At 61.7% G+C, this 26148-nt stretch carries 19 protein-coding genes and 1 tRNA gene; 11 read left to right on the top strand and 9 right to left on the bottom strand.

All coding sequences use genetic code 11. From position 1 onward, the window contains the following. Positions 1-48: 48 nt before the first annotated feature. From infA to HK20_RS03485, 4 genes are all read right to left on the bottom strand, one after another. The gene (infA, locus tag HK20_RS03500) at positions 49-267 is read right to left on the bottom strand and encodes a translation initiation factor IF-1 (protein ID WP_003623225.1); all 219 of its coding nucleotides are present in this window, start codon (positions 265-267) and stop codon (positions 49-51) included. A 69-nt stretch (positions 268-336) separates the two neighbouring features. Next, positions 337-1650, bottom strand: a complete 1314-nt coding sequence (hisD, locus tag HK20_RS03495; protein ID WP_086645660.1) for a histidinol dehydrogenase — start codon at positions 1648-1650, stop codon at positions 337-339. Positions 1651-1672: 22 nt separating this feature from the next. Beyond that, positions 1673-2398 (bottom strand): ATP phosphoribosyltransferase, encoded by a 726-nt coding sequence (gene hisG, locus HK20_RS03490; RefSeq protein WP_086645659.1) that lies wholly within the window; start codon positions 2396-2398, stop codon positions 1673-1675. A gap of 128 nt (positions 2399-2526) precedes the next feature. Then, entirely contained in the window at positions 2527-5280 is a 2754-nt protein-coding gene (locus HK20_RS03485) for a ribonuclease E/G (protein ID WP_233129055.1), read from the bottom strand. 489 nt (positions 5281-5769) lie between these two features. On the opposite strand from HK20_RS03485, the gene HK20_RS03480 reads away from it, so the two are divergent. Next, positions 5770-6684, top strand: coding sequence for an N-acetylmuramoyl-L-alanine amidase (locus HK20_RS03480; protein ID WP_086645713.1), 915 nt, complete (start codon positions 5770-5772; stop codon positions 6682-6684). A 179-nt stretch (positions 6685-6863) separates the two neighbouring features. Here HK20_RS03480 and HK20_RS03475 read toward each other — a convergent pair. Continuing rightward, positions 6864-6950 (bottom strand) — tRNA-Leu (locus HK20_RS03475). Positions 6951-7139: 189 nt separating this feature from the next. Between HK20_RS03475 and HK20_RS03470 the strand changes: the two genes are divergently transcribed. From HK20_RS03470 to HK20_RS03450, 5 genes are all read left to right on the top strand, one after another. Further along, entirely contained in the window at positions 7140-8096 is a 957-nt protein-coding gene (locus HK20_RS03470) for a complex I NDUFA9 subunit family protein (protein ID WP_086645712.1), read from the top strand. A 196-nt stretch (positions 8097-8292) separates the two neighbouring features. Beyond that, a complete protein-coding gene (locus tag HK20_RS03465; RefSeq protein WP_086645657.1) occupies positions 8293-9738 on the top strand; it encodes an NAD(P)-dependent oxidoreductase in 1446 nt (481 codons plus the stop codon). Then, a complete protein-coding gene (gene gltB, locus HK20_RS03460) occupies positions 9738-14294 on the top strand; it encodes a glutamate synthase large subunit (RefSeq protein WP_086645656.1) in 4557 nt (1518 codons plus the stop codon). Before HK20_RS03465 ends, gltB begins: the two co-directional genes overlap by 1 nt. A gap of 133 nt (positions 14295-14427) precedes the next feature. Then, positions 14428-16284, top strand: a complete 1857-nt coding sequence (locus tag HK20_RS03455) for a M3 family oligoendopeptidase (RefSeq protein ID WP_086645655.1) — start codon at positions 14428-14430, stop codon at positions 16282-16284. After that, positions 16274-17638 carry an AarF/ABC1/UbiB kinase family protein gene (locus HK20_RS03450; RefSeq protein ID WP_086645654.1) on the top strand — a complete coding sequence of 455 codons (1365 nt, stop codon included), beginning with the start codon at positions 16274-16276 and terminating at the stop codon, positions 17636-17638. Before HK20_RS03455 ends, HK20_RS03450 begins: the two co-directional genes overlap by 11 nt. Positions 17639-17714: 76 nt before the next feature. Here the strand turns inward: HK20_RS03450 and HK20_RS03445 are convergent, their stop codons facing one another. Then, positions 17715-18305, bottom strand: coding sequence for a hypothetical protein (locus tag HK20_RS03445; RefSeq protein WP_086645711.1), 591 nt, complete (start codon positions 18303-18305; stop codon positions 17715-17717). 242 nt (positions 18306-18547) lie between these two features. On the opposite strand from HK20_RS03445, the gene ispH reads away from it, so the two are divergent. Genes ispH through rnhA form a run of 3 tightly spaced genes read left to right on the top strand, consistent with a single transcriptional unit; the run spans position 18548 to position 21011 of the window. After that, positions 18548-19549 (top strand): 4-hydroxy-3-methylbut-2-enyl diphosphate reductase, encoded by a 1002-nt coding sequence (gene ispH, locus HK20_RS03440; protein ID WP_086645653.1) that lies wholly within the window; start codon positions 18548-18550, stop codon positions 19547-19549. Between the two features lie 9 nt (positions 19550-19558). Beyond that, positions 19559-20533, top strand: coding sequence for a homoserine kinase (locus HK20_RS03435; RefSeq protein WP_086645652.1), 975 nt, complete (start codon positions 19559-19561; stop codon positions 20531-20533). Next, positions 20523-21011 carry a ribonuclease HI gene (gene rnhA / locus HK20_RS03430; RefSeq protein ID WP_086645651.1) on the top strand — a complete coding sequence of 163 codons (489 nt, stop codon included), beginning with the start codon at positions 20523-20525 and terminating at the stop codon, positions 21009-21011. The genes HK20_RS03435 and rnhA overlap by 11 nt, the downstream gene beginning before the upstream one ends. A gap of 101 nt (positions 21012-21112) precedes the next feature. Here rnhA and HK20_RS13055 read toward each other — a convergent pair whose 3' ends face one another. The 3 genes from HK20_RS13055 to HK20_RS03415 form a co-directional block, all read right to left on the bottom strand. After that, positions 21113-22114, bottom strand: a complete 1002-nt coding sequence (locus tag HK20_RS13055; protein WP_198943868.1) for an OmpA family protein — start codon at positions 22112-22114, stop codon at positions 21113-21115. An 85-nt stretch (positions 22115-22199) separates the two neighbouring features. After that, complete coding sequence (locus HK20_RS03420) at positions 22200-23012, bottom strand: NAD kinase (RefSeq protein WP_086645649.1); 813 nt, start codon at positions 23010-23012, stop codon at positions 22200-22202. Positions 23013-23048: 36 nt separating this feature from the next. Beyond that, positions 23049-24278, bottom strand: a complete 1230-nt coding sequence (locus HK20_RS03415; protein WP_086645648.1) for a glycosyltransferase family 4 protein — start codon at positions 24276-24278, stop codon at positions 23049-23051. Between the two features lie 100 nt (positions 24279-24378). On the opposite strand from HK20_RS03415, the gene HK20_RS03410 reads away from it, so the two are divergent. Both HK20_RS03410 and HK20_RS03405 read left to right on the top strand, forming a co-directional pair. Beyond that, positions 24379-25206: a hypothetical protein gene (locus HK20_RS03410; protein WP_086645647.1), complete on the top strand. Its 828-nt coding sequence runs from the start codon at positions 24379-24381 to the stop codon at positions 25204-25206. Next, positions 25203-26129 (top strand): glycosyltransferase family 9 protein, encoded by a 927-nt coding sequence (locus tag HK20_RS03405; RefSeq protein WP_086645646.1) that lies wholly within the window; start codon positions 25203-25205, stop codon positions 26127-26129. The genes HK20_RS03410 and HK20_RS03405 overlap by 4 nt, the downstream gene beginning before the upstream one ends. The last annotated feature ends 19 nt before the right edge of the window (positions 26130-26148 follow it).

Genomic DNA, 26148 nt, shown 5'->3' with positions numbered 1-26148 from the left:
GGGGGGTTGTACCCTGCCCCGCCTGTGTCTGCCCGGAGGAAGTCATGCTTACTTGAAGCGGAAGGTGATACGACCTTTGGACAGGTCATAAGGGGTCATTTCCACATTCACCCGGTCACCCGCCAGAACGCGAATACGGTTCTTGCGCATCTTGCCGCTGGTATGGGCGAGAATAACGTGTTCGTTGTCCAGCTTTACGCGGAACATGGCATTAGGCAGCAGTTCGGTCACTGTGCCGCTAAATTCGATCATGTCTTCTTTAGACATTGCATCCTTCGTGTATGTTGAAACTGACGGAAGTTTGGTCAGCAGATATGGTTGAGGGGCGCTTGGCGGTCAAGCATTAGGTGTTTGCTCTGCCAGGGCATCCAGCCGGGCAGAAACGCTAAGGGCGTGGGCTTGCAGCCCTTCGGCATGGGCCAGAGCCACGGCGGAAGGGCCAATCCGGCGCAGGGCATCCGGCCCGCCGGAAAGGAAAGTGGTACGCTTCATGAAGTCGTAAATCGACAGGCCAGAGGCAAAGCGCGCGGTGCGTGATGTGGGCAGAACATGGTTTGGCCCCCCCACGTAATCGCCTACCGCTTCCGGGCAGAAACGGCCAAGGAATGCGGCTCCCGCGTGCCGGACATGGACAAAAAGGGCCTCGGGGTCATCCACCATCAGTTCCAGATGTTCGGGTGCCAGACGGTTGGCCAGTTCCACGGCTTCCAGCAGATCGCGGGTGATCAGCACAGCCCCGTTACGGGCCCAGCTTGCACTGGCAATGGCCGTGCGGGAGAGAACCTTAAGCTCTGCATCCACAGCCGCAATGACCTTGTCGGCAAAAGCTGAATCGGGGGTAATCAGGGTGGCCTGTGCAAGCTCGTCATGCTCGGCCTGCGCCAGCAGGTCGAGTGCGATCACACGCGGGTCGGACCCCGAATCGGCAATGACCACCACATCGGACGGTCCTGCAATGCTATCAATCCCCACATGGCCAAAGACCTGCCGCTTGGCTTCGGCCACATAGGCGTTGCCGGGGCCAACAATGCGGTCAACGGGGCGGATGGTCTGGGTGCCATAAGCCATGGCCCCAACGGCCTGTGCGCCACCTACCCGGTAGATTTCGGTCACGCCTGCGCGTGCGGCTGCGGCGAGCACCAGCGGGTTGATCACCCCGTCAGGCGTTGGCACGCACATGGCCAGCCGGTTGACCCCCGCCACCTTGGCGGGAATGGCGTTCATCAGCACGGAGGAGGGGTAAGCCGCCTTGCCACCGGGCACATACAGCCCCGCCGCATCCAGCGGAATCCAGCGCATGCCCAGAGTCATGCCCTCGGCATCCGTGTAGCGCATGTCGGATGGAAGCTGCTTTTGGTGGAAGCTTTCAATCCGCCGCGCCGCCACGTCCAGTGCTTCAAGCAGTTCGGGGCTGACCTGTGCCGTGGCTTCGGCAATTTCCTGCGCTGTAAAGGCCAGCGTGGCCGGGGTTACGGGCAGGCGGTCAAAGCGTTCGGTCAGGGCGCACAGGGCAGCGTCGCCCTCCTTGCGCACGGAGGTCAGAATATTGGCCACGGGGGTTGTAACTTCCTGCCCCTGTTCTTCCCGGTTGGTCAGCAGCGCGTTGAAGGCGCTCTCAAAACCGGCATCACGCGTATTAAGCCGTTTCATGGAATCCGATCTGCCTTACACATTATTTTGCAGCGGTTGTGGTACCCGCAAGCGCCGTGCGGAAGCGGGAGAGAATGCAGTCAATCTGGTCAGGGCGGGTTTTGAGCGCCGTGCGGTTGATAATCAGGCGGCTGGAAACCTGCGCTATGGTTTCAACCTCTTTCAGCCCGTTGGCCCGCAGTGTGGAGCCGGTGTCCACCAGATCCACAATCAGGCGGGACAGGCCAAGCATGGGGGCCAGTTCCATCGCACCGTGCAGATGCACAATGGTGGCGTTAATACCGCGTGCGGCAAAAAAGCGGCGGGTAATGGCGGGGTATTTGGTCGCCACCCGAACTTCCGACCAGCGGGCCCATTCCTGCGGGTCATGCGGCAGGTGGGCTGGCTGGGCCACGGCAATGCGGCACGCCCCTATGCCAAGGTCCAGCGGTGCATAAATTTCGGGGTAGTCAAATTCCATCAGCACGTCAGAGCCGCAAATGCCAACCTGCGCGCCGCCTGCAGCAACAAAGGTGGCTACGTCAAACGAGCGAACGCGCACGATGTCCACGCCGGGGTCTTCGGTGGAAAAACGCAGCTTACGGCTGCTGTCACCAAGGCAATCGGCCGAAGGGGCCATGCCGGTACCCGCCATAAGGGGGGTTACGGCCTTGAGAATACGGCCCTTGGGCAGGGCCAGAACCATCTGCCCGTCATGGCCCGCACCGAGCGCGTTGGCGGTCTGGGGGTCTGGAAAGGGCTGGTTCATGCAAACTCCGGCAGGCAAGGCATTGAAATGCGGCCTGCTCTCCTAGCACAAGGTGGCCGGGAAGAAAAACCGGCAGCCTGTTTTCCGGGTGGAAGACGTTCTTCCACCCGGAAAAGACAGTGCGGGTTTTAGCGCTTCCACCACCCGGTACGGCGGCGGGTAGCGGGTGGGCTGTCCTCAATCACGATCGGCTGTACCAGAGGTTCGGCTTTTTCCTCTGTGACAGGGGCGGTCGTGGTGTCTGCCTGCGGTGCGGCCTCTGCGCTGGTTTTGCGCGTGGTGCGGCGGCGGGTCGGCTTTTTGGGGGCCTCATCCTCCGCGCCCTGTGCGGCAGGGGTATCCTGCACCGTTTCGGCTTCCGTGCTTGCAGCGGCGGTTCTGCTGCGTGCTGCGCGGCGGCGGGCCGGCTTTTTGGGAGCTGCCTCGGCAGTTTCACCCGCATCGGCCACTGGGGTTTCTGCCGGTGCGTCTGCCGTATCCGCAGGTGCCTCGGCCTTGGCGGAAGCAGGTTTGCGCGTGGCGCGGCGGCGGGTTGGCTTTTTGGGGGCCTCCTGCTCATCAACCTGTGCGTCTGCCTGCGGGGCTGGTGCGGCTTCGGCCACCACATCCTTGCGGGCGGGTTCTCTGGCTGCGGGAGCAGGGGCGGGCTTGGCCTGCGCACTGTTTTCTAGCAGTTCAAAAATATCCGGCCCATCGCCAAACGGGTTGGCAGGGGTTGGCCCGGTCCAGACCGCGCGTTGCGGGCGGGGAGCGGGGCCTTCCTCTATGGTCACGCGCTGTTCTGCCCCCGATTCGGGAGCCTGACGCTGCACGCGGGAGTGGCGTGTGCGGCGGCGACCGGGAACAAGGTGCTGCCCATCGGCGCCCTGCTGCTGTGCGGGAGCACTTGGAGCGGCCTCGTTTGCTGCGGGTTCCTCGGTGTCTTCCGCGTCCGTTTCGGCGGAAGCGGGCGTGCCATTCTGGCCCTGCGCATTACCGTTGCCATTCCCGCCACGGCGACGACGGCGACGGCGACGACGGCGTGGTTCCTCATCCCCTGTGGCGGCTTCTGCCGTGTCTGGGGTGGGGCTGGAAGGTGTTGCCGCGGGAGCGGATGAGGGAACATCCACATCCACATTTTCAACCGGAGGCAGCGCGTGCTGCTGTGCGGCTGCCATGGGGCGGGCCGGGGAGCGGCGTTCGATGCGGATTTCCGGCGCGGGGAGTGTGTTATCGGGCGAGAACAGCACTTCCATCTGGTGGCGCTGCTCAATATTGGCCAGCCAGTCACGCTTGTTGTTGAGGATGTAGAAGGCAATTTCGGCCGCTACATGCACCGTAATGGCGCCAGCGCGGCGGCGTGCGCCTTCCTCTTCCACGGAGCGCAGCACGTGCAGGGCGGAGCTTTCCACGCTGCGGGTCATGCCGGTGCCGTTGCAGTGCGGGCAGACCGTAAAGGCCGCTTCTGCCACAGACGGGCGCAGCCTCTGGCGGGACATTTCCAGCAGGCCAAAATGCGATATGGAACCGATCTGGATACGGGCGCGGTCGTGGCGCAGGGCGTCCTTCAGGCGGCGCTCGATGGTGGCGTTATGGCGGCGGGATTCCATGTCAATAAAGTCAATGACAATCAACCCGGCCAGATCGCGCAGACGGAGCTGGCGGGCCACTTCGTCCGCTGCTTCCTGATTGGTACGGAAGGCGGTTTCTTCAATATTGCGCTGGCTGGTGGCCTTGCCGGAGTTTACGTCAATGGCGACGAGTGCTTCGGTCTGGTTGATGACCAGATACCCACCCGAGCGTAGCGCCACCACGGGGGAGAACATGGCATCCAGATGCCCTTCCACATGGTAGTGGGTGAAGAGCGGCTGATGCTCCTTGCTCCACAGGCGCACTTTTTCGGCGTGCTGGGGCATGAGCATGCGCATGAAGTCGCGCGCGGCTTTCCACCCGCTTTCACCATCCACCACAATCTCGCTGACATCACGCGTGTATACATCGCGGATGGCGCGTTTGACCAGACTGGCTTCCTCATAAATCAGGGCCGGGGCCATGGACTGGAGCGTGTGCTCGCGAATGTCGTCCCACAGATGGAGCAGGTATTCGCAGTCGCGCGTAATTTCGGGGCCGGGGCGCTGGGCACCGGCGGTGCGCACGATCATGGCCATGCCGCGCGGCAGGTTCAGGCTGCTGACAATATCGCGCAGGCGGCGGCGGTCGGCCACGGATGTAATCTTGCGGGAAACACCGCCCCCACGCAGCGCGTTGGGCATGAGCACGCAGTAACGGCCGGCGAGCGAGACGTAGGTGGTGAGCGCTGCACCCTTGTTGCCACGTTCTTCCTTGACGACCTGCACCAGCAGAACCTGACGGCGGCGGATAACTTCCTGAATACGGTAGTTGCGCAGGAAGCGTGCAATCCGCTTCTGAATAAGCGCTTCCTCGCCCGTATCGGTTTCACCGCTTACGTATTCGGGTGTTTCCTGCCGGTCTTCATCCCCTTCGGCACCGTCGTTCTCGGCGGTGCTGGAGGTTTCATCCGCTTCGGCATCCGCATTGCGGGCGGTGGCTTCGTCCTCATCGGAATCGGAGCCAGCGTCGTCCATCAGCGTTTCTTCTTCGGCCTGAAGGGCGAGAAGTTTTTCGCGGTCAGCTACCGGGATCTGGTAATAATCCGGGTGAATTTCGCTAAAGGCGAGAAAGCCGTGCCGGTTGCCGCCATATTCTACAAAGGCAGCTTGCAGGCTGGGTTCTACACGAATAACGCGAGCGAGGTAGATATTGCCTTTAAGCTGCTTTTTTGCAGCAGATTCAACATCATAATCTTCGAGTCTATTTCCGTCCATCACAACAACACGCGTTTCTTCTGCGTGTGTTGCGTCGATCAGCATCCGCTTTGACATAAAAAGAAAAACTCCGGTGCGCTGGTGGCCAGCCTGAGCGGTGCTTTTGCCAACGTGGCGCAGCACGGAGCAGGGGCGCTTCCAGCGGGTATAAACAGGCGTGAAATGGAAAACCGAAGGTGCACCCAACGCCCGCTGGCAGCCGCGCGCCAGTGCCCGGCAGGCATGCTGGTGCCTGTGGTCTGGCCGAGATACTCAGGGCAATGGGGCGAGCTATGGTCGTGTATCCTTCAATCATCACTTTGCTCGGCTTCCGGGTGCTGGGTGGTGGCGGGGCATGCCGCGCAAACACAACGCCCAAAAGGCTACAAGCAGGATGCACGGCAGGTACACTAATGCCCAGATGCCATGCACATTAAGCATGACCCAAATACAGCAAGACTGCAAGCTATTCGTAATAAAGGCTTTGGGGTGTAAATGAGTGGTTATTTTTTTGCCATTTTTCGGGCACAGTGTCCGCCAGATAACCCAAGGATAAAGGCGCGCTTGATGGCACCGCACAGGCCGGACCACGTTTGGTCGGATACGCACCTGCTGCTCCCTGCGCCGCAGGGCCTGTCCGTGCCGCGCAGAACCTTCCTGACCACTGCGGCAGGCGGGGTGGTGGGGGCTGGTATTGTGGCCAGTTCTCTGGATCCCGCCAGTGCGCGTACGGCGCACCATACTGCGGCGGTGCATGCGCCTGCCGTGGTCGGGCGCGCCCAGCCACCCAAGCCGCTGGTCATGCTGGACCCGGGGCATGGGGGTAAAGACCCCGGAGCCATTGGTTTTTCCGGCACCTATGAAAAGCACGTGGCCGAGGCCGCAGCGCAGGAATTGGCGCGGCAGTTGCTGGCAACGGGGCGCTACCGCGTAGCCCTTACGCGCTCGAGTGACCACTTTATTCCGCTGGACGGGCGGGTGGATATGGCCCAGCAGCACGGGGCGTCTCTTTTTGTGTCCATGCATGCAGATGCGCTGCATAATGCCAGTGTGCGTGGGGCGAGCGTGTACACCCACGCCCACGGGGCATCGGACAGCCAGACGGCAGATCTGGCCCGTACAGAAAATAGTGCAGACCGCTTTGGTGGCCCCATGGTGCACGGGGCTTCGCCCGAGGTGCAGCGTATTCTGGCCAGTCTGGTAACGGAGGAAACCCGCAAGGGGTCCTCGCATATGGCGCAGGCGGTGGTGTCTGCTTTTCAGTCCCGCGTGCAGCTTTTAACGCACCCGCACCGCCATGCGGCATTTGCGGTGCTTAAATCCGCACAGATTCCCTCGGTTCTGGTGGAAATGGGCTTTATGTCCAACAGGCTGGATGAGGCGGCTCTGCGGCAGGCAGGGCACAGGGCTATGGTGGCAGGGGCCATGTGCCATGCCGTTAACCTGTATTTTGCCTCTGCTGGTGCGGGGCTGGCAGGCTGAAACTATTTTGGGGTGTGTGCTGTTGCCGGGGTGGCTAGGAATAGCCTGCGGCCAAAATGCTGGCGGCTTGCGCACAGGGCATCAGTATTTTTGAAAAGGGGAGAGTAAAGCGGGAGGCCAGAAAAGCAGAAGCCCCCTTGCGGGGGCTGCTTTGCTTGACAAATTCCCGGGGGAGAATTTGGTGCCCAGAAGAAGACTCGAACTTCCACAACCTTTCGGTCACAGGTACCTGAAACCTGCGCGTCTACCAATTCCGCCATCTGGGCTCAAATGGCAACCCGGAGTGTTCCGGGCTGGTGAAGAGGCATTTACCCCGCACGCATGCTACCGTCAACAGGTAAAATGATTTTTTTTGACGAATTTGTGTCGGCCCCTCCTCTGGCCTGTTGGGAGCGAATGCAACACAGTGCATGTATTGCGTGAAGCGCAAGAGACTGAAGCAAGGGAATGCGGGCATGAGTGGGAACAAGACTGCGGCCGTGCTGGGCGGGAATGGCTTTGTTGGCCAGTATGTTGTGCAGTGTCTGGCGCAGGCCGGATACACGGTGCGTGTTGCCAGCCGAAGGCCGGACCAGGGTGCCCTGCTGCGCCCCATGGGGCGGGTGGGGCAGGTTGCGCCCTTTTATGCCTCGGTGCTGGATGACAGCACGGTAGCCTGTGTCGTGCGCGGGGCGGATGTGGTGGTCAACCTTGCGGCGGTTCTGTCCTCATCCTCCGCACAGAGCTTGCAGGCGGTCAATGTGGAAGGGGCGGGGCGCGTGGCCCGCCTTGCGGCGGAGGCCGGGGTTGCGCGCTATGTGCACATGTCCGCCCTTGGTGCTTCGGCCGATGCGCCCTCTGCCTACGGGCGGAGCCGCGCTGCGGGGGAAGAGTTGGTCAGGCAGTTCCGTCCGGATGCCTCCCTTGTGCGCCCTTCGGTTATTTTTGGGCCGGAAGACAAATTCTTTAATCTGTTCGGTACGCTGGCGCGCTACCTGCCGTTTATGCCGGTCTATGGGGCAACCACCCGCGTGCAGCCTGTTTATGTGGGGGATGTGGCGCAGGCCGTGGCGCAGTTGGCGACCACGCCCGAACTGGCCGGGCGGGAATGGCTGCTTGGCGGGCCGGATATTATGACCATGCAGGATATTGCCGAGTTCGCATTGCAGCAGACGCAGCGTGACAAGCCCGTAATGCGTGTGCCTCTGGCGCTGGCGCGGTTGCAGGCAGCGGTGCTGGAGCGCTTGCCGGGCAAGCTGCTCACGCGCGACCAGTTGCTCATGCTCTCGCAGGATAATGTTGTGCCACCAACGGAATCGGGGTTCGAGGTGCTGGGTATTGTGCCGCGCAGTGTGGCGGCCTGTGTGCCCTTCTATCTGGAACGGTACAGGGCTGGCGGCGGTCGGTCCGGGGTTTTTGTTCCACAACGGTAGGTTGGGTTCATAAAGGTCCGGAATGGAACCAATTATTTTATAAAAAATACGCCATTTAACGCCATTCCGGGCCTAAAATTAAAATAGGTAAGCAATGCTGTCTTTTTATCCGGAAGGATAACAGGCACTTTCCCTCCTGCTTGATTTTAGGGGGGCGAGGACTGTCTGCCGCGCCCTTGTTAGCCGGGGATGGCGTATGACAACCAAGATGCTGAAATTTGTCTCCGTTCCGCAAAAGCAGCCACAAAAACGCACGGCGGCTGAGCGGCGGACGGATTTTGACGAAATTTACGATGACTTTAAGCCAGAACAGGCCACCGAACAGGCTAGCCGCTGCTCGCAGTGCGGCGTTCCGTTCTGCTCTGTTCACTGCCCGCTGGGGAACAACATTCCCGACTGGCTGATGCTCACGGCGCAGGGCCGGCTGGAGGAGGCTTATGGTGTCTCCTCCGCTACCAACACCTTCCCCGAAATCTGTGGCCGCATCTGCCCGCAGGATCGCCTGTGTGAAGGAAGCTGCGTGATCGAACCGGGGTTCGAGAGCGTGACCATTGGCGCGGTTGAGCGGTTTGTAACGGACACGGCGTTTGAAAACGGCTGGGTCAAGCCGGTCAGCCCCCTGCGTGAGCGCGCCGAATCCGTAGGGATCGTCGGGGCTGGCCCCGCAGGGCTGGCCGCGGCAGACCAGCTGCGTGCGCAGGGTTATCAGGTCCATGTCTATGACCGGTATGACCGCGTGGGCGGCCTGCTGGTGTATGGTATTCCCGGCTTCAAGCTTGAAAAGCACATTGTGGCCCGCAGGCATGAACTGCTGGTGGAGGGCGGTGTTGTCTTCCATCTGGGGCAGGGTATTGGCAACGGCCCGGGCGAGTTGTCCTTTGCTGAACTGCGTGGGCGGCATAATGCGCTGCTGATCGCAACAGGCGTGTACAAGTCCCGCGCCATTGGTGGCCCCGGTGCGGGCCTTGCCGGGATTGAAAAGGCGCTGGATTACCTGACCGCCTCCAACCGTCGCTCCCTTGGGGATGTCCTGCCTGATGAGGCACAGGCACTGGATGCTGCAGGTAAAAACGTGGTGGTGCTGGGTGGTGGTGACACGGCCATGGACTGCGTGCGCACGGCTATCCGCCAGGGTGCCAAATCGGTGCGCTGCCTCTATCGCCGTGACCGCGCGAACATGCCCGGCTCCACGCGTGAGGTGAAGAACGCGGAAGAAGAAGGCGTGCAGTTTGAATGGCTGGCCGCCCCCGAAGCTTTTCTGGGCGACACCCACGTAACAGGCGTGCGCGCATCCCGCATGAAGCTGGGCCTGCCCGATGCCTCGGGTCGCCAGTCGGTGGAACCGCTGGAAGGGTCTTCCTTTACACTGGAAGCGGATCTGGTGATCGCAGCTCTCGGCTTTGACCCCGAACCCCTGCCGCAGTTGTGGGATGAGCCCGCTCTGGCGGCATCGCGCTGGGGTACGCTCAAAGTGGACCAGAAAAGCTTCATGACCTCGCTGCCCGGTGTGTTTGCAGCAGGGGATATTGTGCGTGGGGCCAGTCTGGTCGTGTGGGCGATCAAGGACGGGCGGGAAGCCGCCCAGAGCATCCATGAGTGGATCAAGGCCGATGCAATGGCTCGTACGGCGGAGCAGGGATAATGGATATGGAACAGTTTTCGTACACTGTTTCCGCTGAAAGCGGTGAAGAGTTTCTCAAGGCGTGGGACGCCAACGTACAGGCGCTGGATGGGCTGTATGACCCGGCGGACGAACGCGATTCCTGCGGTGTGGGCCTTGTGGCGGCACTGGACGGCAAGCGCCGGCGTGAGGTGGTGGAAGCCGGTATTGCCGCGCTTAAAGCCATCTGGCACCGTGGCGCGGTTGATGCCGATGGCAAAACGGGCGACGGCGCGGGCATTCATGTAGAAATCCCGCAGGAGTTTTTTGCTGACGCCATCACCAGCACGGGCGACCGCCCGAGCGATGGCCCCATTGCCGTGGGGCAGGTGTTTTTGCCCAAGACCGATTTTGTGGCGCAGGAACAGTGCCGCCAGATTATCGAAACCCAGATTCTGGCCTTTGGCTATGGCATTTACGGCTGGCGTCAGGTGCCGATCGACACCTCCTGCATTGGTGAAAAAGCCAATGCAACCCGCCCCGAAATCGAGCAGATCCTTATCCGCAACCTGCCGGGCAAAACGGAGGAAGCGTTTGAGCGCGACCTCTACGTTATTCGCCGCCGGATAGAAAAGGCTGCTATTGCAGCGCAGGTGGACCTGTATATCTGCTCGCTCTCCTGCCGCTCCCTTATCTATAAGGGCATGTTCCTTGCCGAGCATCTGACCGAGTTCTACCCGGATCTGCTGGACGAACGTTTTGTCAGCCGCTTTGCCATTTACCACCAGCGGTATTCGACCAACACCTTCCCCACATGGAAGCTGGCGCAGCCGTTCCGCCGCCTTGCCCATAATGGTGAAATCAACACCATTTCGGGCAACATCAACTGGATGAAAAGCCACGAAACACGGCTGTCTCACCCGGATCTGGACCCGTGGATGGCGGACATCAAGCCGCTGGTGCAGGCCGGTGGGTCGGATACGGCAACGCTGGATAACGTGTTTGAACTGCTGACCTTTGCCGGGCGGGATGCGCCCGCTGCCAAGGCGCTGATGATCCCCGCCAGCGTGGGCGGCAATGCGGCCATGAAGCCCGAACACCGGGATATGTTCACCTACTGCAACGCGGTTATGGAACCGTGGGACGGCCCCGCCGCCCTGTGCGCGACCGATGGCCGCTGGGTTGTGGCCGGGCTGGACCGCTCCGGCCTGCGCCCGCTGCGCTATACGGTTACAACCGATAACCTGCTGATTGTGGGGTCCGAAACCGGTATGGTGCGCGTGCCTGAAAACGCCATTGTCAGCCGTGGCCGCCTTGGCCCGGGCGAGATGATTGGTGTGGATCTGGACGACGCCAAACTCTACGGCAACAGCGCCCTGCTGGATGTGCTGTCCTCCCGTCAGGATTTTTCTGACTGGATCAAACGCACCCAGAAGATCGGCCATCTTGTCCGCTCCGAAGTGACCGAGCCGGTTTACTACACGGGCGATGAACTGCGCCGCCGCCAGCTGGCCGTAGGCACCACGCTGGAAGAGCTGGAAACCCTGCTCCACCCGATGGTGGAAGACGCGAGCGAAGCCATTGGCTCCATGGGGGATGATACTCCTCTGGCCGTGCTGTCGCCCCGTTACCGTGGCCTGTCGCACTATTTCCGCCAGATGTTCAGCCAGGTGACCAACCCGCCCATCGACAGCCTGCGTGAATCGGGGGTGATGAGCCTTGCCACGCGTCTGGGTAACCTTGGCAACATTCTCGACCAGTCGGCCGAGCAGTGCGACATGCTGCAACTGCCCAGCCCGGTTCTGACCTCGGGCGAGTATGAAGCCCTGCGCGGCTTCTGCGGTACGTCCGCCAGTGTGATTGACTGCACCTTCCCCGCAAAGGATGGTGAGGCCGGTCTGCGTGAGGCCATTGCCCGCATCCGCCGCGAAGCGGAGGAAAGTGTGCGGGGTGGCTGCACCCATGTCTTCCTGACAGATGAAGGCCAGTCCCCCGACCGGGCTTCCATCCCCATGATTCTGGCCACCGGGGCCGTGCATACGCATCTGGTACGGACGTCCCTGCGTACCTTTACCTCGCTTAACGTGCGCACCTCCACGGCGCTGGATGTGCATGCCATTGCCGTGACCATTGGTGTGGGGGCCACAACGGTTAACCCGTATCTGGCGCAGGAAAGCATTGCAGACCGCCATCGTCGTGGCCTGTTTGGCAGCCGCAGCCTGCGTGAATGCATGGAGCGCTACCGCAAGGCGGTGGACAAGGGTCTGCTCAAGATCATGTCCAAAATGGGTATTTCCATTGTGGCGTCCTACCGTGGTGGCTGCAATTTTGAAGCCGTGGGCCTGTCCCGCGCGCTTACGGCGGAGTTCTTCCCCGGTATGCCTTCGCGCATTTCCGGTATTGGCCTGTCGGGTATTGCCCGCAACGCGCTCAGCTTCCACGAGCAGGCATGGGGTTCGGCTTCCGCGCTCACCCTGCCGGTTGGCGGGCTGTACAAACTGCGCCGCAGTGGGGAGCAGCACGCATTTGATGGCGGGCTGATCCATATGCTCCAGACCGCCGTGGCAACAGACAGCTTTACCATTTACCAGCGTTATGCCGATGCCGTGCGTGCCCAGCCGCCCGTGGCCCTGCGTGACCTGCTCGACTTCCGCGAAGGGCGCACGCCTATTCCGGTAGAAGAGGTGGAAAGCATTACGCAACTGCGTAAACGCCTGATCTCGCCTGCCATTTCGCTCGGCGCACTCAGTCCTGAAGCGCATGAGACCCTCTCCATCGCCATGAACCGGATTGGCGCAAAATCCGATTCCGGTGAGGGTGGGGAAGACCCGGCACGCGCCAAGCCACGCCCGAATGGGGATAACGCATCCTCCGCCATCAAACAGGTGGCGTCTGGCCGCTTCGGGGTGACCGCGCAGTATCTGAACGACTGCCGCGAGCTGGAAATCAAGGTGGCTCAGGGAGCCAAACCGGGTGAGGGCGGGCAGCTGCCCGGCTTCAAGGTCACCGAGCTTATTGCCAAGCTGCGCCATGCAACGCCGGGGGTCACGCTGATCTCCCCGCCGCCGCACCACGATATTTATTCCATCGAGGATCTGGCCCAGCTTATTTATGACCTCAAGCAGATCAACCCCGATGCCAGCGTAACCGTTAAGCTGGTGGCCCGTTCGGGTATTGGCACCATTGCCGCGGGTGTGGCCAAGGCCAAGGCCGACGCCATTCTTATTTCCGGCCATTCCGGTGGTACGGGGGCAAGCCCGGTCAGCTCCATCAAATACGCGGGTCTGCCGTGGGAGCTGGGGCTGGCGGAAACGCATCAGGTTCTCATGCTCAACCGTCTGCGCCACCGCGTGCGCCTGCGTGCCGATGGTGGCATCAAGACCGGGCGTGATGTGGTGATCGCCGCCATGCTGGGTGCGGAAGAGTTTGGTATTGGCACGGCCAGCCTTGTGGCCATGGGCTGCATTATGGTGCGCCAGTGCCACTCCAACACCTGCCCGGTTGGCGTGTGCTCGCAGGACCCGGCCATGCGCGCCAAGTTTGAAGGCACGCCGGAAAAGGTGATCAACCTGTTCTCCTTCATTGCGGAGGATGTGCGGAACATTCTGGCTTCCCTTGGCTTCCGTACGCTGAACGAGATTATTGGCCGCACGGACCTGCTGCGTCAGGTTTCTCGCGGGGCGGATTATCTGGACGATCTGGACCTGAACTCCCTGCTTTCGCAGGCAGACCCGGGGCCGTTTGCCCGTTACTGCACGCTTGAAGGCCGTAACGAGGTGCCCGATACGCTGGACGCGCAGATGATCAACGATGCCCGTCCGCTGTTTGACCATGGTGAGAAAATGCAGCTGCACTACAATGTGCAGAACACCCAGCGCGCCATTGGCACGCGCATTTCCTCCCTCATCGTGCGCCAGTTCGGCATGAAAACGCTGGCTCCGGGCCACCTGACCGTGCGCCTGCGCGGCTCGGCCGGGCAGTCCCTTGGGGCGTTTGCGGTGCAGGGCCTCAAGCTGGAAGTGCTGGGCGATGCAAACGATTACGTGGGTAAGGGTCTTTCGGGCGCGACCATCACGGTTCGTCCGTCTCCGTCTTCCACGCTTGTGTCCAACCAGAACGCCATTATTGGCAACACGGTGCTCTACGGCGCTACAGCGGGTGAGTTGTATGCCGCAGGGCAGGCTGGTGAACGCTTTGCCGTGCGTAACTCTGGCGCTACAGCGGTTATTGAAGGCTGCGGTTCCAACTGCTGCGAATACATGACCGGTGGTACCGTTGTGGTGCTGGGTGAAGTGGGCGACAACTTTGGCGCAGGCTTTACCGGCGGCATGGCCTTTGTGCTGGACAGCAATGGGGGCTTTACCAAGCGCATCAACCCCGAAGCTCTGCTGTGGTCGCGTGTAACCGACCCCAAATGGGCCGAAAGCCTGCGTGCTCTGGTGGAACGCCATGTGGAGGAAACCGGCTCGGCCTACGCCTCCATGCTGCTGCATAAGTGGGACGAGGTTCTGCCCCAGTTCTGGCAGATTGTGCCCCGCGACTACGCCAGAATCATCGGCTTTGATGTTGAAGGTGCAGAACAGGCCAAATCGGCCTGAACCAGCCTTAACAGGGCATGCGTGCACAAAACGGGCGGGGGCTTATGGCTCTCGCCCGTTTTGCCGTTCTGGTGCCTTGTCTTTGCATGCAAGGGCTCTCGCCTCTGGTGGATTTGCGCGGTAGAGTGGGGGCATGGAACATACCGCGCATTTTTCCCGTTCGCTGTCACTTCCGCTCATGGCGGCGGAAGCCGGACCTGCCCCTTCCTCCGACCAGAGCGTTGCTACCCTGCCGCGCTGGGACCTGTCGGCCCTGTACGCGGGCATGGACGATCCGCAACTGGAGGCCGATCTGGCTGGAGCTGCCGCGGCTGCCAAAAGCTTTGCCAAGCTGTATCTGGGCCGCCTGAACAGCCTGAACGGCGGGCAGTTGGCGCAGGCCATGAGCGAGTTTGAAGAGATAGAGGAAAAACTGGGCCGGGCAGGCTCCTATGCCTCGCTGCTGTTTGCTGCGGATTCGTCTAACCCGTCCATCAGCCGCTTCAGCCAGTCCATTAACGAACGGCTGACCGATATTTCCACCGACCTCCTGTTCTTCGGGCTGGAACTCAACCGGCTGGAAGAGGCCGACCTTCAGGCCAAAATGGACGATCCCGCTCTTGCCCGCTGGCAGCCTTACCTGCGTGACGTGCGCATGTACCGTCCCCACCAGCTTGGCGATGACGTGGAAAAAGTGCTGCTGGAAAAATCCGTAACCGGCGCGCAGGCATGGTGCCGCCTGTTTGATGAAACCATAGCCGCTCTGCGGGTTACGGTGGATGGGCAGACCATGACGGTGGGCGATGCGCTTAACCGCCTGTCCGATACAGACCGTGGAGTGCGCGAGCGCGCAGGCAAGGCCGTGGGGAGCGTGTTTGAAGAGAATGTGCGCCTGTTTGCGCTCATTACCAACACGCTGGCCAAGGACAAATCCATATCCGACGGGTTGCGGCATTTTGCCCGCCCCACATCCTCGCGCAATCTGTCCAACATGGTGGAAGATGGCGTGGTGGATGCGCTGGTTTCAGCCGTGCGCACGGATTATCCGCGTCTGTCCCACCGTTATTATGCGCTCAAGGCCAAATGGATGGGGCTGGACAAGCTGGAGCACTGGGACCGCAACGCCCCTCTGCCCGGTTGCGAGGACCGCCAGATTCCGTGGACTGAAGCCAAATCCATTGTGCAGAAGGCGTATGACGGGTTTGACCCGCGCATGGGCAAGGTGATCAACACCTTCCTGACCAGCCCGTGGATTGATGTGCCGCCTGCTCCCGGCAAGTCCCCCGGCGCGTTTGCCCACCCCACCGTACCATCGGCCCACCCGTATATCCTGCTCAACTACCACGGCCGCATTCGGGATGTGATGACGCTGGCGCACGAACTGGGGCACGGCGTGCATCAGGTTCTGGCGGCGAAGCAGGGTTATCTGATGTCCGACACCCCGCTCACGCTGGCCGAAACCGCCAGTGTGTTTGGTGAGATGCTCACCTTCCAGTCCCTTCTGGACGGGGAAAAAGACCCCGCCCGCCGCCGCCTGCTGCTGGCGGGCAAGGTGGAGGATATGCTCAACACCGTGGTGCGCCAGATTGCGTTCTACGAGTTTGAAACCCGCGTGCATGACGAGCGGAAAAAAGGCGAACTTCTGCCCGAACGGATTGGTGAAATCTGGCGCGCTGTGCAGACCGAAAGCCTTGGTCCGGCCTTTAACTTTACCCCTGATTACGATGTGTTCTGGGCGTATATCCCGCACTTTATCCATTCCCCCTTCTATGTGTACGCCTATGCGTTCGGGGATTGTCTGGTAAACGCGCTGTACAAGGTGTTCAGCGAAGGGGCTCCGGGTTTTCAGGATAAATACATCGCCATGCTGGAAGCCGGTGGCACACTGCGCCACAAGGAACTGCTGGCTCCCTTCGGGCTGGATGCCTCGGACCCCGGTTTCTGGCGCAAGGGGCTGGATGTGATTTCCGGCTTTATTGACCAGTTGGAGCAGGCAGAGCATGGCGCGTGATCTTGATAACTCCGGCATGTTCGGGGAATTGCGGCGTATGGTGCAGACCACCGGCACGGTGGGGGGCATTGCCGCACGTATGGCCGGGCACAAAATGGGGATCCGCACCACGGGCCTGACCCACGCGGAAGACCTTAAATCCGTGCTGGGGGGGCTTAAAGGTCCGCTCATGAAGGCCGCGCAGCTTCTGGCCACCATACCCGGTGCATTGCCGGAAGAATATGCGGAGGAACTGGCCCAGCTCCAGTCCAACGCGCCACCCATGGGCTGGAACTTTGTGCGCCGCCGCATGACGGCGGAACTTGGAGCAGGGTGGGAGAAAAACTTCCGCGCCTTTGGCAAGGAGGCCGCCGCCGCTGCAAGCCTTGGGCAGGTGCACCAAGCCATTCTGGCCGATGGCCGCCGCGTGGCCTGCAAGCTCCAGTACCCGGACATGAACTCGGCAGTGGAGGCGGACCTCAAGCAGTTCCGCATGGCCATTGGTGTTTACCACAAGCTCGACAATGCCATCCGTCAGGATGATGTGGTGGAAGAACTGGCCGAACGCCTGCGGGAAGAGCTGGATTACCGGCGTGAGGCTGCCAATATGCGCCTCTATCACGCCATTTTGCGCGACTGTCCGGATGTGACCGTACCGCTGCCGGTAGATGAGCTGAGTACCCGCCGCCTGCTGACTATGGAATGGGTAGCAGGCCAGAACCTGAATGCCGCCATCAAGGCCGGGCTTTCAGATGAGCAGAAAAAGAAAATTGCCCGTGCCCTGTTCCGGGGTTGGTACGTGCCACTCTACCAGTATGGTGTGGTGCATGGTGACCCGCATATGGGCAACTTTACCGTGCGTGAGGATGGCGGGCTGAACCTGCTGGATTTTGGGGCGATCCGCATTTTCCGGCCCTCGTTCATCAAGGGCAACATCGACCTGTACAACGCCCTGCGCACGAAGGACGAGGACCTGGCAGCCCATGCGTACGAGGCATGGGGCTTCAAGGACCTCTCGCGCGAGAAGGTGCGTGTGCTCAATGAATGGGCAAGCCTGCTTTATGCCCCGCTCATGGATAACCGCGAGCGTTACATTCAGGAAGAGAACACCCCCGAACACGGGCGCGAGGTGTTGAGCCGTGTGCATGAAGGGCTGCAAAAAACAGGGGGTGTGCGCCTGCCGCGCGAATTTGTGCTGGTGGACCGCTCGGCCATTGGGCTTGGGTCGGTGTTTATGCGGCTCAAGGTTAAAATGAACTGGAGCGAATTGTTCCACGAAATTGTGGAAGGGTTTGATGAGCAGGCCCTGACCGACCGGCAGAACGCCGCCATAAAAGAGGCCCGCTTCCCCCCTGACGCACCGCCCGCCACCTAATGGGTGGGGCGCGCGTTACAGGCTTGTAAAGGTGGGGTGCGCAAGGGCGGATGCTCCCTTGCGCACCCCAATTTGCTTAGTAAGCCTGATAGTTCGCCCGTTTGAGGTGCGTCTGGTTATATTCAAGCTGACGTGGGCTTAGCTGGAATCCCACCTCGAACCGGTAGTCGGAATCGACATTGCGGGGGGGAATTGGCAGGTCGATCGTGACCACCTTGCTGGTGGTGTCAAACGTTGCAAGGTTGGCCGGGAACGTAACGGTGTGGCGGAAGATGTGCTTGTTCACAATCCGGTCGCCATGCATCACGGCAATAAACCACGGTATGTTCAGCATCTCGGTAGAGGAGGCTGGGCCGCGTTCAACCGTAATATGCAGTACGACTCGGGTCTTCAGGTCCTTGGGGCCACCTGCGGAGCATTCTCCCTCCAGCTTGACAATACTGGCCCGCGCCACCAGATCACCAAAACCGGTACCTTTCCCGTTATACAGGTAATAATCCGCTGCCTCGGAGGGGATATGTGTAATGGGGCAGGCAGGTGCGAACTCCATGGAGGCGCTTTCTCCGCCACTGCAGGCCGCCAGAGTTGTCAGCAGGCCCATGGCCAGTGCGCCACAAGCAGTTACGCGGGGGAGCAGGCGGCGCAGGCGGGTAAGATCATAAGGCATGGAGTGATCCGGCATTATAAGGGGTGGAGGAACAAAAATAGGTGACGCACCAACCCGCAACGCCCGGCAGCGTGCGTGTTTCACGTCTTGAATGCTGCAAAACGGGTTGCATCACATGCGTCCTTTGCGTAGGCCACAACTGCCACGGCCTTTACCGGGTTTCGGGCGTAGCCTGTTTTCAGTATGCGTCTTCATAGCCAGTTATCTTCTCTATACAGTCCGCTGCAACTTTGGGGAACACCATGCCCGATCAAACTGACACCCTTACCACCACCCAGACCGCGGATACGCAGCATGGCCGCTCACTCAAGGTCCTTCTGGCTGGCCCGCGCGGCTTTTGTGCCGGGGTGGACCGCGCCATCCGTGTGGTGGAGGAAGCCATTCGCCGTTACGGCGCGCCGGTCTATGTTCGACACGAGATCGTTCATAACCGCACCGTTGTAGAGGAGCTGGAGGCACAGGGTGCCATCTTTGTGGAGGAACTGGACGAAGTTCCCGCAGATGGTCACGTTGTTTTTTCCGCCCATGGCGTGCCCAAGACCGTGCCGGCCGAAGCCGAGCGCCGCAACCTTTTGTATCTGGATGCCACGTGCCCGCTGGTGTCCAAGGTCCACCGCGAGGCCGAGCGCCATTATGCCGCAGGTGGCCCGGAAAGCCGCCATATCCTCATGATCGGCCATGCTGGCCACCCCGAGGTTGTGGGCACCATGGGCCAGCTCCCCGCCGGGGCTGTAACCCTGATCAACGATGCAGACGAAGCCCGCAGCGTGCAGCCTGCGGACCCGAGCATGCTGGCGTTCATTACCCAGACCACCCTCTCGGTTGATGATACGGCAGAAATCGTGGACATCCTGCGTGAGCGCTTCCCCCTGATCGAAGGGCCAAAGCGCGAGGATATCTGCTACGCCACCACCAACCGGCAGGAAGCGGTCAAGACCATAGCTCCCGAGTGCGATCTGGTTATTGTTATTGGCTCGCCCAACTCCTCCAACTCCCAGCGTCTGCGGGAAGTGGCCGAACGCTCTGGCGCTGCCCGTGCCCTGCTGGTGCCCCGTCTGGATGCGCTGGACTGGTCCGTGCTTGATGGCGTGGGTACGCTGGGCATTACGGCGGGTGCCTCCGCACCGGAAGCACTGGTGCAGGAAATGCTGGCAGAAATGGCCAAGCGTTACACCCTGTGCATTGAAGAACGGATCGTGAAGGAAGAAAACGTAACGTTCCGTCTTCCCGCACCCTTGGGCTAAAGGTGGTTTATGGCCGTTTACACGGACGTTAGCGACGAGGCGCTGCAGGACTTTCTGGCAGATTTTGCCATTGGGGATCTGGTGTCGTTCCGTGGCATTGCCGAGGGGGTGGAGAACACCAACTTCCAGCTGCGTACAACCGAGGGGGATTTTATTCTCACTCTGTACGAAAAGCGGGTGAATGCGCGCGAACTGCCCTGGTTCCTGGGTCTGATGCAGCACCTTTCGCGGGAAGGGGTTACCTGCCCGCAGCCGGTGGCAGACCGGCGGGGGGAAACGCTAAAAACCCTTGCGGGCCGTCCTGCGGCCATTACCACGTTTTTGCCCGGTGTCTGGCCGCGTACGGTGCGGGGTGAGCATTGCCGCCCTCTTGGCCGTGCGCTGGCGCAACTGCATGCGGCAGGCCGGTCCTATGCCCCAGAGCGCGCCAATGCGCTGGGGCCAACCGCATGGGCACCCCTGCTGCAAAGCTGCGCGGGTGGGGCCAACACGGTGCAGCCGGGTTTGCAGGCGGAGCTGGAGCAGGCTCTGGCCCGTATTGTGCCCGCATGGCCGGGCCACGGTGGCAATCCAACCCTGCCGCGCGGGCAAATTCATGCCGATCTGTTCCCCGATAACGTATTTTTCCTCAACCACGGTGTATCGGGGCTGATTGATTTCTATTTTGCCTGCACGGACTACCTTGCATACGACGTGGCCATCTGCCTGAACGCGTGGTGCTTCCAGCCCGATGGCGCGTTTAACGTGACCTTCGCCCGCCAGATGCTGCTGGGGTATGAGGAAGTGCGGAAGCTTGATGAGGCCGAGTGCTATGCCATGCCGGTTCTGGCCCAAGGTGCGGCCATGCGCTTTTTGCTGACCCGGCTGTACGACTGGATCAACACCCCGGCCGATGCGCTGGTCACGCCCAAAAACCCGCTGGATTACCTCAAACGGCTCAGGTTCCATCTGGCAACGCAGACTGTGGGTGGTTATGGACTCTGAACCTTCTTCCCCAACCCCGGAAAACCGGATGCAGGTTGAAATCTGGACAGATGGCGGGTGCAAGCCCAACCCCGGCCCCGGCGGCTGGGGGGTGTTGCTGCGCTGTAAGGGCGTTGAGCGCGAACTCTCGGGCGGGGAACTGGCAACCACCAATAACCGCATGGAACTGACAGCCGCCGCTGAAGCACTGGAAGCGCTGACCAAGCCCTGCACCGTTAACCTGCATACCGATAGCGAATATGTGCGGAACGGCATTACGCGCTGGCATACGGGCTGGGTCCGCCGGAACTGGCGCAATGCGGCGGGGGACCCTGTTGCCAATATGGATTTGTGGCGGCGCCTGCTGGATGCGGCCAAACCGCATGATGTGTCATGGCACTGGGTCAAAGGCCACTCTGGCGTGCCGGAAAACGAACTGGTGGACCAGTTGGCCACACAGGCCCGTATCCGCATGGAAGAGCAAAAAGCAGGCGCGTAATGCCGCCTGCTGCCCACCTTTACCTTACAATCTGAGAGTGGTTTGTGCATCGCCCCCGGCAGGCTGGGGGCGAGCCGTGCGCCGTAGCGGCTTATGCCGCGTTATGGCTCCATGTCAGACTGGTAAATATCAATATAGTCCTGTGGCGCATCCGGCTTGGCGTTCTGGGGCTGACCAATAACCCGTACATAAATTCTGGTCGAAGGCGTTCCGCCGTTCATCAGCACGCTCCGCGCTGCCAGGCCGCGGGCAAGAGCCATGCGCCGTGGGAGCGAGGGGTCATCCGCCGACCCTGAACTATAGGCATCCACAAGCGCGCGAACATGCGGCTTGTACGCAAGGTTCTGCCCGAATGCCAGAATAGCCTGATGCGTTTCGGGGTTAAGGTCGGCCGAGCCGGGGGCAAATGTCAGGCGCACACCACCGGGAATGGGCGTGAGAGTGCCGGTCGCCTGAAGCTGCACGGCAGGCTGCGGCGGAATGGGGAAGGGATGCACCTCCACATCGGAGGGAGGAGGAGTAAGCTGCGGCACGCCCGGTGGCGCATTGGGGATAGTGGCTTCCGGCGCGGGGCGTACCGGGGCAGGGGCTGCAACCGGTTGTGCCTGCGCGGTGCCAGCCCCACCCGCAGGAGCAGGAGCAGGAGCAGGAGCAGGAGCTGGAGCAGAAGCAGGTTGGGCCGTGCCGGGAGTACCTGCTGGCGTTGGCAATGGCTGCGTGTTCTGCCCTGCTGGTGCTGGTGCTGGTGCTGGTGCTGGTGCTGGTGCTGGTGCTGGTGCTGGTGCTGGTGCTGGTGCTGGTGCTGGTGGCGTGGTTCGGGTGGCGGCAGCATTTGCCGTGGCGGCTGGCTGGGTGGTTCCGGGTGTGGAGGTCTGTGCCTGCGGCCGCGACGTAGGCCGGGGGGCTACGTGGCGCTGCGTGCGTGGGTGCTGGGGTGTGTTCTGCCTTGCCTGCGTGGCGGCTGTTCTGGAGGCCGCGGGGGGCTGTGCGTCTGCCAGACTGTCGAGTGCCTGTGTGTTGGTCGTGATCTGGGCATGGGCTGTGCCCGCTCCGACTAGCCCTGCGGCGCAGAGCAGGGACAGACGGCACGAAAGGGAGAACATTTTTTTCATTGCAGTGCAGACTAGCCCAGAAGGTGGGAGGGATAAAACGGGGTATTCTGGCAAGGTGGGGCAAAACGGCGCGCAGTCATGCGGAAAACTGCTCTTCTGCAATACGTTCGGAGAGTGTCTGCCCCGGATCAAACAGTAAGGTTACGGTCAGGTTGCGGTCTTCTCGCACCTGAACCGAGGTCACGTCGCGCACTTCTACCGAATCGGCCACAGCAGCCACGGGCCGTTTTTCGGCCTCCATGACCGTAAAACCTACATGGGCGGTGGAGGGCAGCAGCGCGCCACGCCAGCGGCGGGGCCGAAAGGCGCATATGGGTGTAAGCGGGAGCAGATTGCCCGAAAGCGGAACAATAGGCCCGTGAGCGGAAAGGTTATAGGCGGTGGAGCCTGCCGGTGTTGCCAGTAATGCGCCATCGCAGATCAGCTCAGGCACACGGACCAGCCCATCCACATCTATGCGGAGCTTGGCGGCCTGGCGTGTCTGGCGGAACAGATACACGTCATTCAGGGCGAGCGCTTCGTGCGTTTCATTGCTGCTGGTGGTGGCGGTCATGCGCAACGGGTGCAGGGTGGCGGCCTGTGCGTGAAAAAGGCGGTGGGGCAGGTCTTCTTCGTCCATCGGGTTCATCAAAAACCCAACGGAGCCACAGTTCATGCCATACACCGGGGCGGTGAGCTGTGTTTCCAGCACCACGCGCAGGGTTTCGAGCATAAAGCCGTCCCCCCCCAGGCAGACAATAATTTCCGCATCGCCAGGGTGGCAGTTGCCGTAATGGGCTACCAGCCGGTCAAACTCCATCCGTGCCTCATGCGTGGGGGCGGCCATAAAGGCCAGCTTGCGCGGCGTCTGGGCAAAAAGGGGCTGCGTGGAGGGGGATGCGGCACTCATGCTCTGCCCTGTGGGTGGAGGAAGGAAGAGTGTGTCTTACCCCGCAAGACCGTGGTCCTGAAAGGGGGCGGCCTCATTTTTGGTGTGGAGGAAGGCAGGGGCCAGCCGGGTGCCCAGTAACTCGTCATAGACGCCCAGTGTTGCGTGCTGCATGGCCTCGGTTGTGTAGTGCGCCACAACCGCCTGCCGGGCGGCCGTGCCCATATGGACGAGTGAGGCTGCCGGGGCATTGAGTACGGCCAACATGGCATCGGCCAGTGCCTCCACATTGTTGGGAGGAACAGACAGGCCGGTGACACCATTCTCCACCGTTTCCACCGCCGCCCCGTGGTGGGAGACAATAACCGGGCGGCACATGGCCTGTGCTTCCACCACAACACGGCCAAAGGGTTCGGGGCGGAGGGAGGGCACAAGCACCATGGTGGCCAGTGCCATGGCGGCGGGCATGTCCTCGCAGTGGCCGGCAAAGCGGATTCTGTCGTCCAGCCCAAGGCTGCTGGCCAGTTGGGTGAGTTCCTGCACGTAGCGCCCGTCTGCCTTGTCGGACCCGGCAAACACGCAGTGCCATGGTTGGTCGGGCAGCCCGGCTTCCAGTTGCGCCAGTGCCTGCAGCACAAGGGTCTGCCCTTTCCAGCCGGTAAGCCTGCCGGGCATGAGAATAATGGCTGACCCTGCGGGAATGCCCCATTGTTCGGCAAGCTGGTGCATGCGCTGCCCGCTGACCGCATGGGGGCTGAACTGCCCTATATCCGCCCCGCGCGGAATAACCCGCAGGCGGGTGGCAGGTACATTGTAGTCCTTGTGGAGCATCCGCCCGATATGCGCGCTTATGGCAATAACCCGGTCCCCGCTGGCCAGCACGGAGTTATAGAGCTTTTTACCCGGCATGGTGTTGGCATGCACGCCATGCCATGTGGTGACAAACGCGGTGCGGGTACGCCTGCACGCCATTCTGGCTGTCCAGGCGGGAATGCGGGAGCGGGCATGCACCAGAGCCACATTGTGCTGGCCCAGTATGCGGGCCAGTACACGGGCATTCTTCCAGACATGTGCGGGGTTGCGGCTGCCACATTCGGGGAGGGTAATATGCTCAGCCCCCAGACTCCGCAGCATGGGCACAAGGCGGCCGCCGCTGCTGGCAACAAGGGCCTTGCCCCCTGCCTGAGTAATGGCCTGCGCCATTTCCAGCGTGCCGCGTTCAACCCCCCCCTGCTGCAGGGCAGGAAGAATTTGCAAAATAACAGGAGAGCTTAGAGAACTGGCCATGGTGCTCCTATTATCACGCACAGGGGCAAAAGTGCCATATTCTGAACATGCTGGGGTCCGCGCTTGACCAGTATGGGCCAGAGTTTGCTATGGATGGTCTATGAAAGCAGTTTTCTCTGCGCGTCGGTCCTTGCCCTGCATGCTGGCTGGCGCTGTTGTTCTGGCGGGAGCATCTTCGTTTGAAGATGTCGCACAGGCCCGCACGCAGCAGGCGTCTGGGGATAAAAAACAGGTCTGGTCCGTGACCACCTGCATGGCCATGATCGGTGATGACCCCTACGGCGCGCGGGATTACGCGCTGGACTGGCTGCACCATGGCGGCGGGCGGGATGCCCGGCACTGCCACGCTCTGGCCCTGCTTGAAGCGGGGGATGAAGACGAATCCGCGCGTGAGCTGGATGAACTGGCCCACCAGACCGCACCCAAGGGGGATGTGCCGCCGCCAGCCCTGCGTGCAACTCTGGAGGATGAGGCCGCCGAGGCATGGCTTGCCGCCGGAGTGCCGGGCAAGGCGCAGGCCAGCGCGGATTTTGGGCTGCTGGCCCAACCCCATGACCAGTCCTTACAAATTGCCCGGGCGCGCAGCGTGCTGGCCCAGAACCGGGCCGACCTGGCGGAGCAGGAACTCACGGCCCTGATAGCCCACCAGCCCGGTGCCATGCCCGAAGCCTATGTTCTGCTGGCCGAGGCCGAGCGCAAGATGGGGCGGCTTGACCTTGCCATGCAGCATGTTGCCCATGCTCTGGCTGTTGCGCCAGACAGTGCAGCCGCCCTGCTGGAGCGCGGGATTATTCGCGAACGCAAGGGCGATGCCACTGGTGCGCAGCAGGACTGGCAGAAGGTGCTGGACCTCTCCCCCGATAGCCACGAGGCAGACATGGCCCGTCAGGATCTGGCCGTAATGGCGGCAGACCCCGATTCTCCATGAGCGGAGAGCCGGGGCTGGACCCGCAGCGTATTCTGGTTATCCGGCTGAGTGCGCTGGGGGATTTTGTGCAGAGTTTTGGCCCGTTCGAGGCCATAAGGCGCGCACACCCCAAAGCCCGCATAACCCTGCTGACAACCCGCCCCTTTGTGGATATGGCCCGCCTTGCCCCATGGTTTGACCATGTAGAAGTGGACCACCGCCCCCGCTGGACCAACCTTGCCGGGCTACGCACCCTAAGGCGGCAGTTGCGCGGGTATGACCGGGTTTATGATTTGCAGACATCGGGGCGCACTGCGCGGTATTTCTGGCTGGCGGGGCGGCCGGTGTGGTCCGGGCATGTGGGGCGTGCTGCCTTGCCCCACGCCAATCCGTGGCGGAACATCATGCACACACGCCCCCGCCAGCGTGACCAGTTGCGCATGGCGGGCGTTACCCCGGTGGACCGGCCCGACCTTGGCTGGCTGGTGGGCGGTGGGCCGCACCTGCCCCAGCCCTATGCCTTGCTGGTACCCGGTGCGGCCCCCCATCGCCCCGCCAAACGCTGGCCCGCGGGGCATTACGGCCAGTTGGCGGCCCAGATGGTAGCGCACGGCATAACCCCCGTTGTGGTTGGCAGTGCCGGGGAGCAGCCTCTGGCGGCACAGATACTGCGGCATTGCCCGCAGGCGCTGGACCTGACAGGCCAGACCAGCCTGTCCGATCTGGCGGGCCTTGCCGCGCGGGCATGGGGGGCGGTGGGGAACGATACAGGCCCCATGCACCTGGCTGCCGAGGTTGGGTGCCGCTGCCTTGTCCTGTTTTCGCGCGAGAGTACGCCTGCGCGCACAGCCCCTTTGGGGTATGCGCCGGGGCAGGTGGACGTGTTATGGGCGCGTGATCTTGCATTCCTTTCGGTGCAGAGGGTTGCAGCCGCGCTCTGGTAGCGCCATTAAACACTCTTTG

It is taken from the genome of Acetobacter sp. DsW_54 (genome assembly GCF_002153575.1).
Classification (GTDB): domain Bacteria; phylum Pseudomonadota; class Alphaproteobacteria; order Acetobacterales; family Acetobacteraceae; genus Acetobacter; species Acetobacter fabarum.
Note: the sequence above shows the minus strand (reverse complement) of the source record. Positions and strands in the feature narration are given on the sequence as shown.

Coding starts and splice junctions, on each gene's coding strand:
- HK20_RS03420 (WP_086645649.1), bottom strand. CDS start 23,012: ATGAGTGCCGCATCCCCCTCCACGCAGCCCCTTTTTGCCCAGACGCCG.
- rnhA (WP_086645651.1), top strand. CDS start 20,523: ATGGACTCTGAACCTTCTTCCCCAACCCCGGAAAACCGGATGCAGGTT.
- HK20_RS13055 (WP_198943868.1), bottom strand. CDS start 22,114: ATGTTCTCCCTTTCGTGCCGTCTGTCCCTGCTCTGCGCCGCAGGGCTA.
- hisG (WP_086645659.1), bottom strand. CDS start 2,398: ATGAACCAGCCCTTTCCAGACCCCCAGACCGCCAACGCGCTCGGTGCG.
- HK20_RS03485 (WP_233129055.1), bottom strand. CDS start 5,280: ATGTCAAAGCGGATGCTGATCGACGCAACACACGCAGAAGAAACGCGT.
- ispH (WP_086645653.1), top strand. CDS start 18,548: ATGCCCGATCAAACTGACACCCTTACCACCACCCAGACCGCGGATACG.
- HK20_RS03455 (WP_086645655.1), top strand. CDS start 14,428: ATGGAACATACCGCGCATTTTTCCCGTTCGCTGTCACTTCCGCTCATG.
- HK20_RS03405 (WP_086645646.1), top strand. CDS start 25,203: ATGAGCGGAGAGCCGGGGCTGGACCCGCAGCGTATTCTGGTTATCCGG.
- HK20_RS03465 (WP_086645657.1), top strand. CDS start 8,293: ATGACAACCAAGATGCTGAAATTTGTCTCCGTTCCGCAAAAGCAGCCA.
- gltB (WP_086645656.1), top strand. CDS start 9,738: ATGGATATGGAACAGTTTTCGTACACTGTTTCCGCTGAAAGCGGTGAA.
- HK20_RS03450 (WP_086645654.1), top strand. CDS start 16,274: ATGGCGCGTGATCTTGATAACTCCGGCATGTTCGGGGAATTGCGGCGT.
- HK20_RS03445 (WP_086645711.1), bottom strand. CDS start 18,305: ATGCCTTATGATCTTACCCGCCTGCGCCGCCTGCTCCCCCGCGTAACT.
- HK20_RS03470 (WP_086645712.1), top strand. CDS start 7,140: ATGAGTGGGAACAAGACTGCGGCCGTGCTGGGCGGGAATGGCTTTGTT.
- HK20_RS03435 (WP_086645652.1), top strand. CDS start 19,559: ATGGCCGTTTACACGGACGTTAGCGACGAGGCGCTGCAGGACTTTCTG.
- HK20_RS03415 (WP_086645648.1), bottom strand. CDS start 24,278: ATGGCCAGTTCTCTAAGCTCTCCTGTTATTTTGCAAATTCTTCCTGCC.
- hisD (WP_086645660.1), bottom strand. CDS start 1,650: ATGAAACGGCTTAATACGCGTGATGCCGGTTTTGAGAGCGCCTTCAAC.
- infA (WP_003623225.1), bottom strand. CDS start 267: ATGTCTAAAGAAGACATGATCGAATTTAGCGGCACAGTGACCGAACTG.
- HK20_RS03480 (WP_086645713.1), top strand. CDS start 5,770: ATGGCACCGCACAGGCCGGACCACGTTTGGTCGGATACGCACCTGCTG.
- HK20_RS03410 (WP_086645647.1), top strand. CDS start 24,379: ATGAAAGCAGTTTTCTCTGCGCGTCGGTCCTTGCCCTGCATGCTGGCT.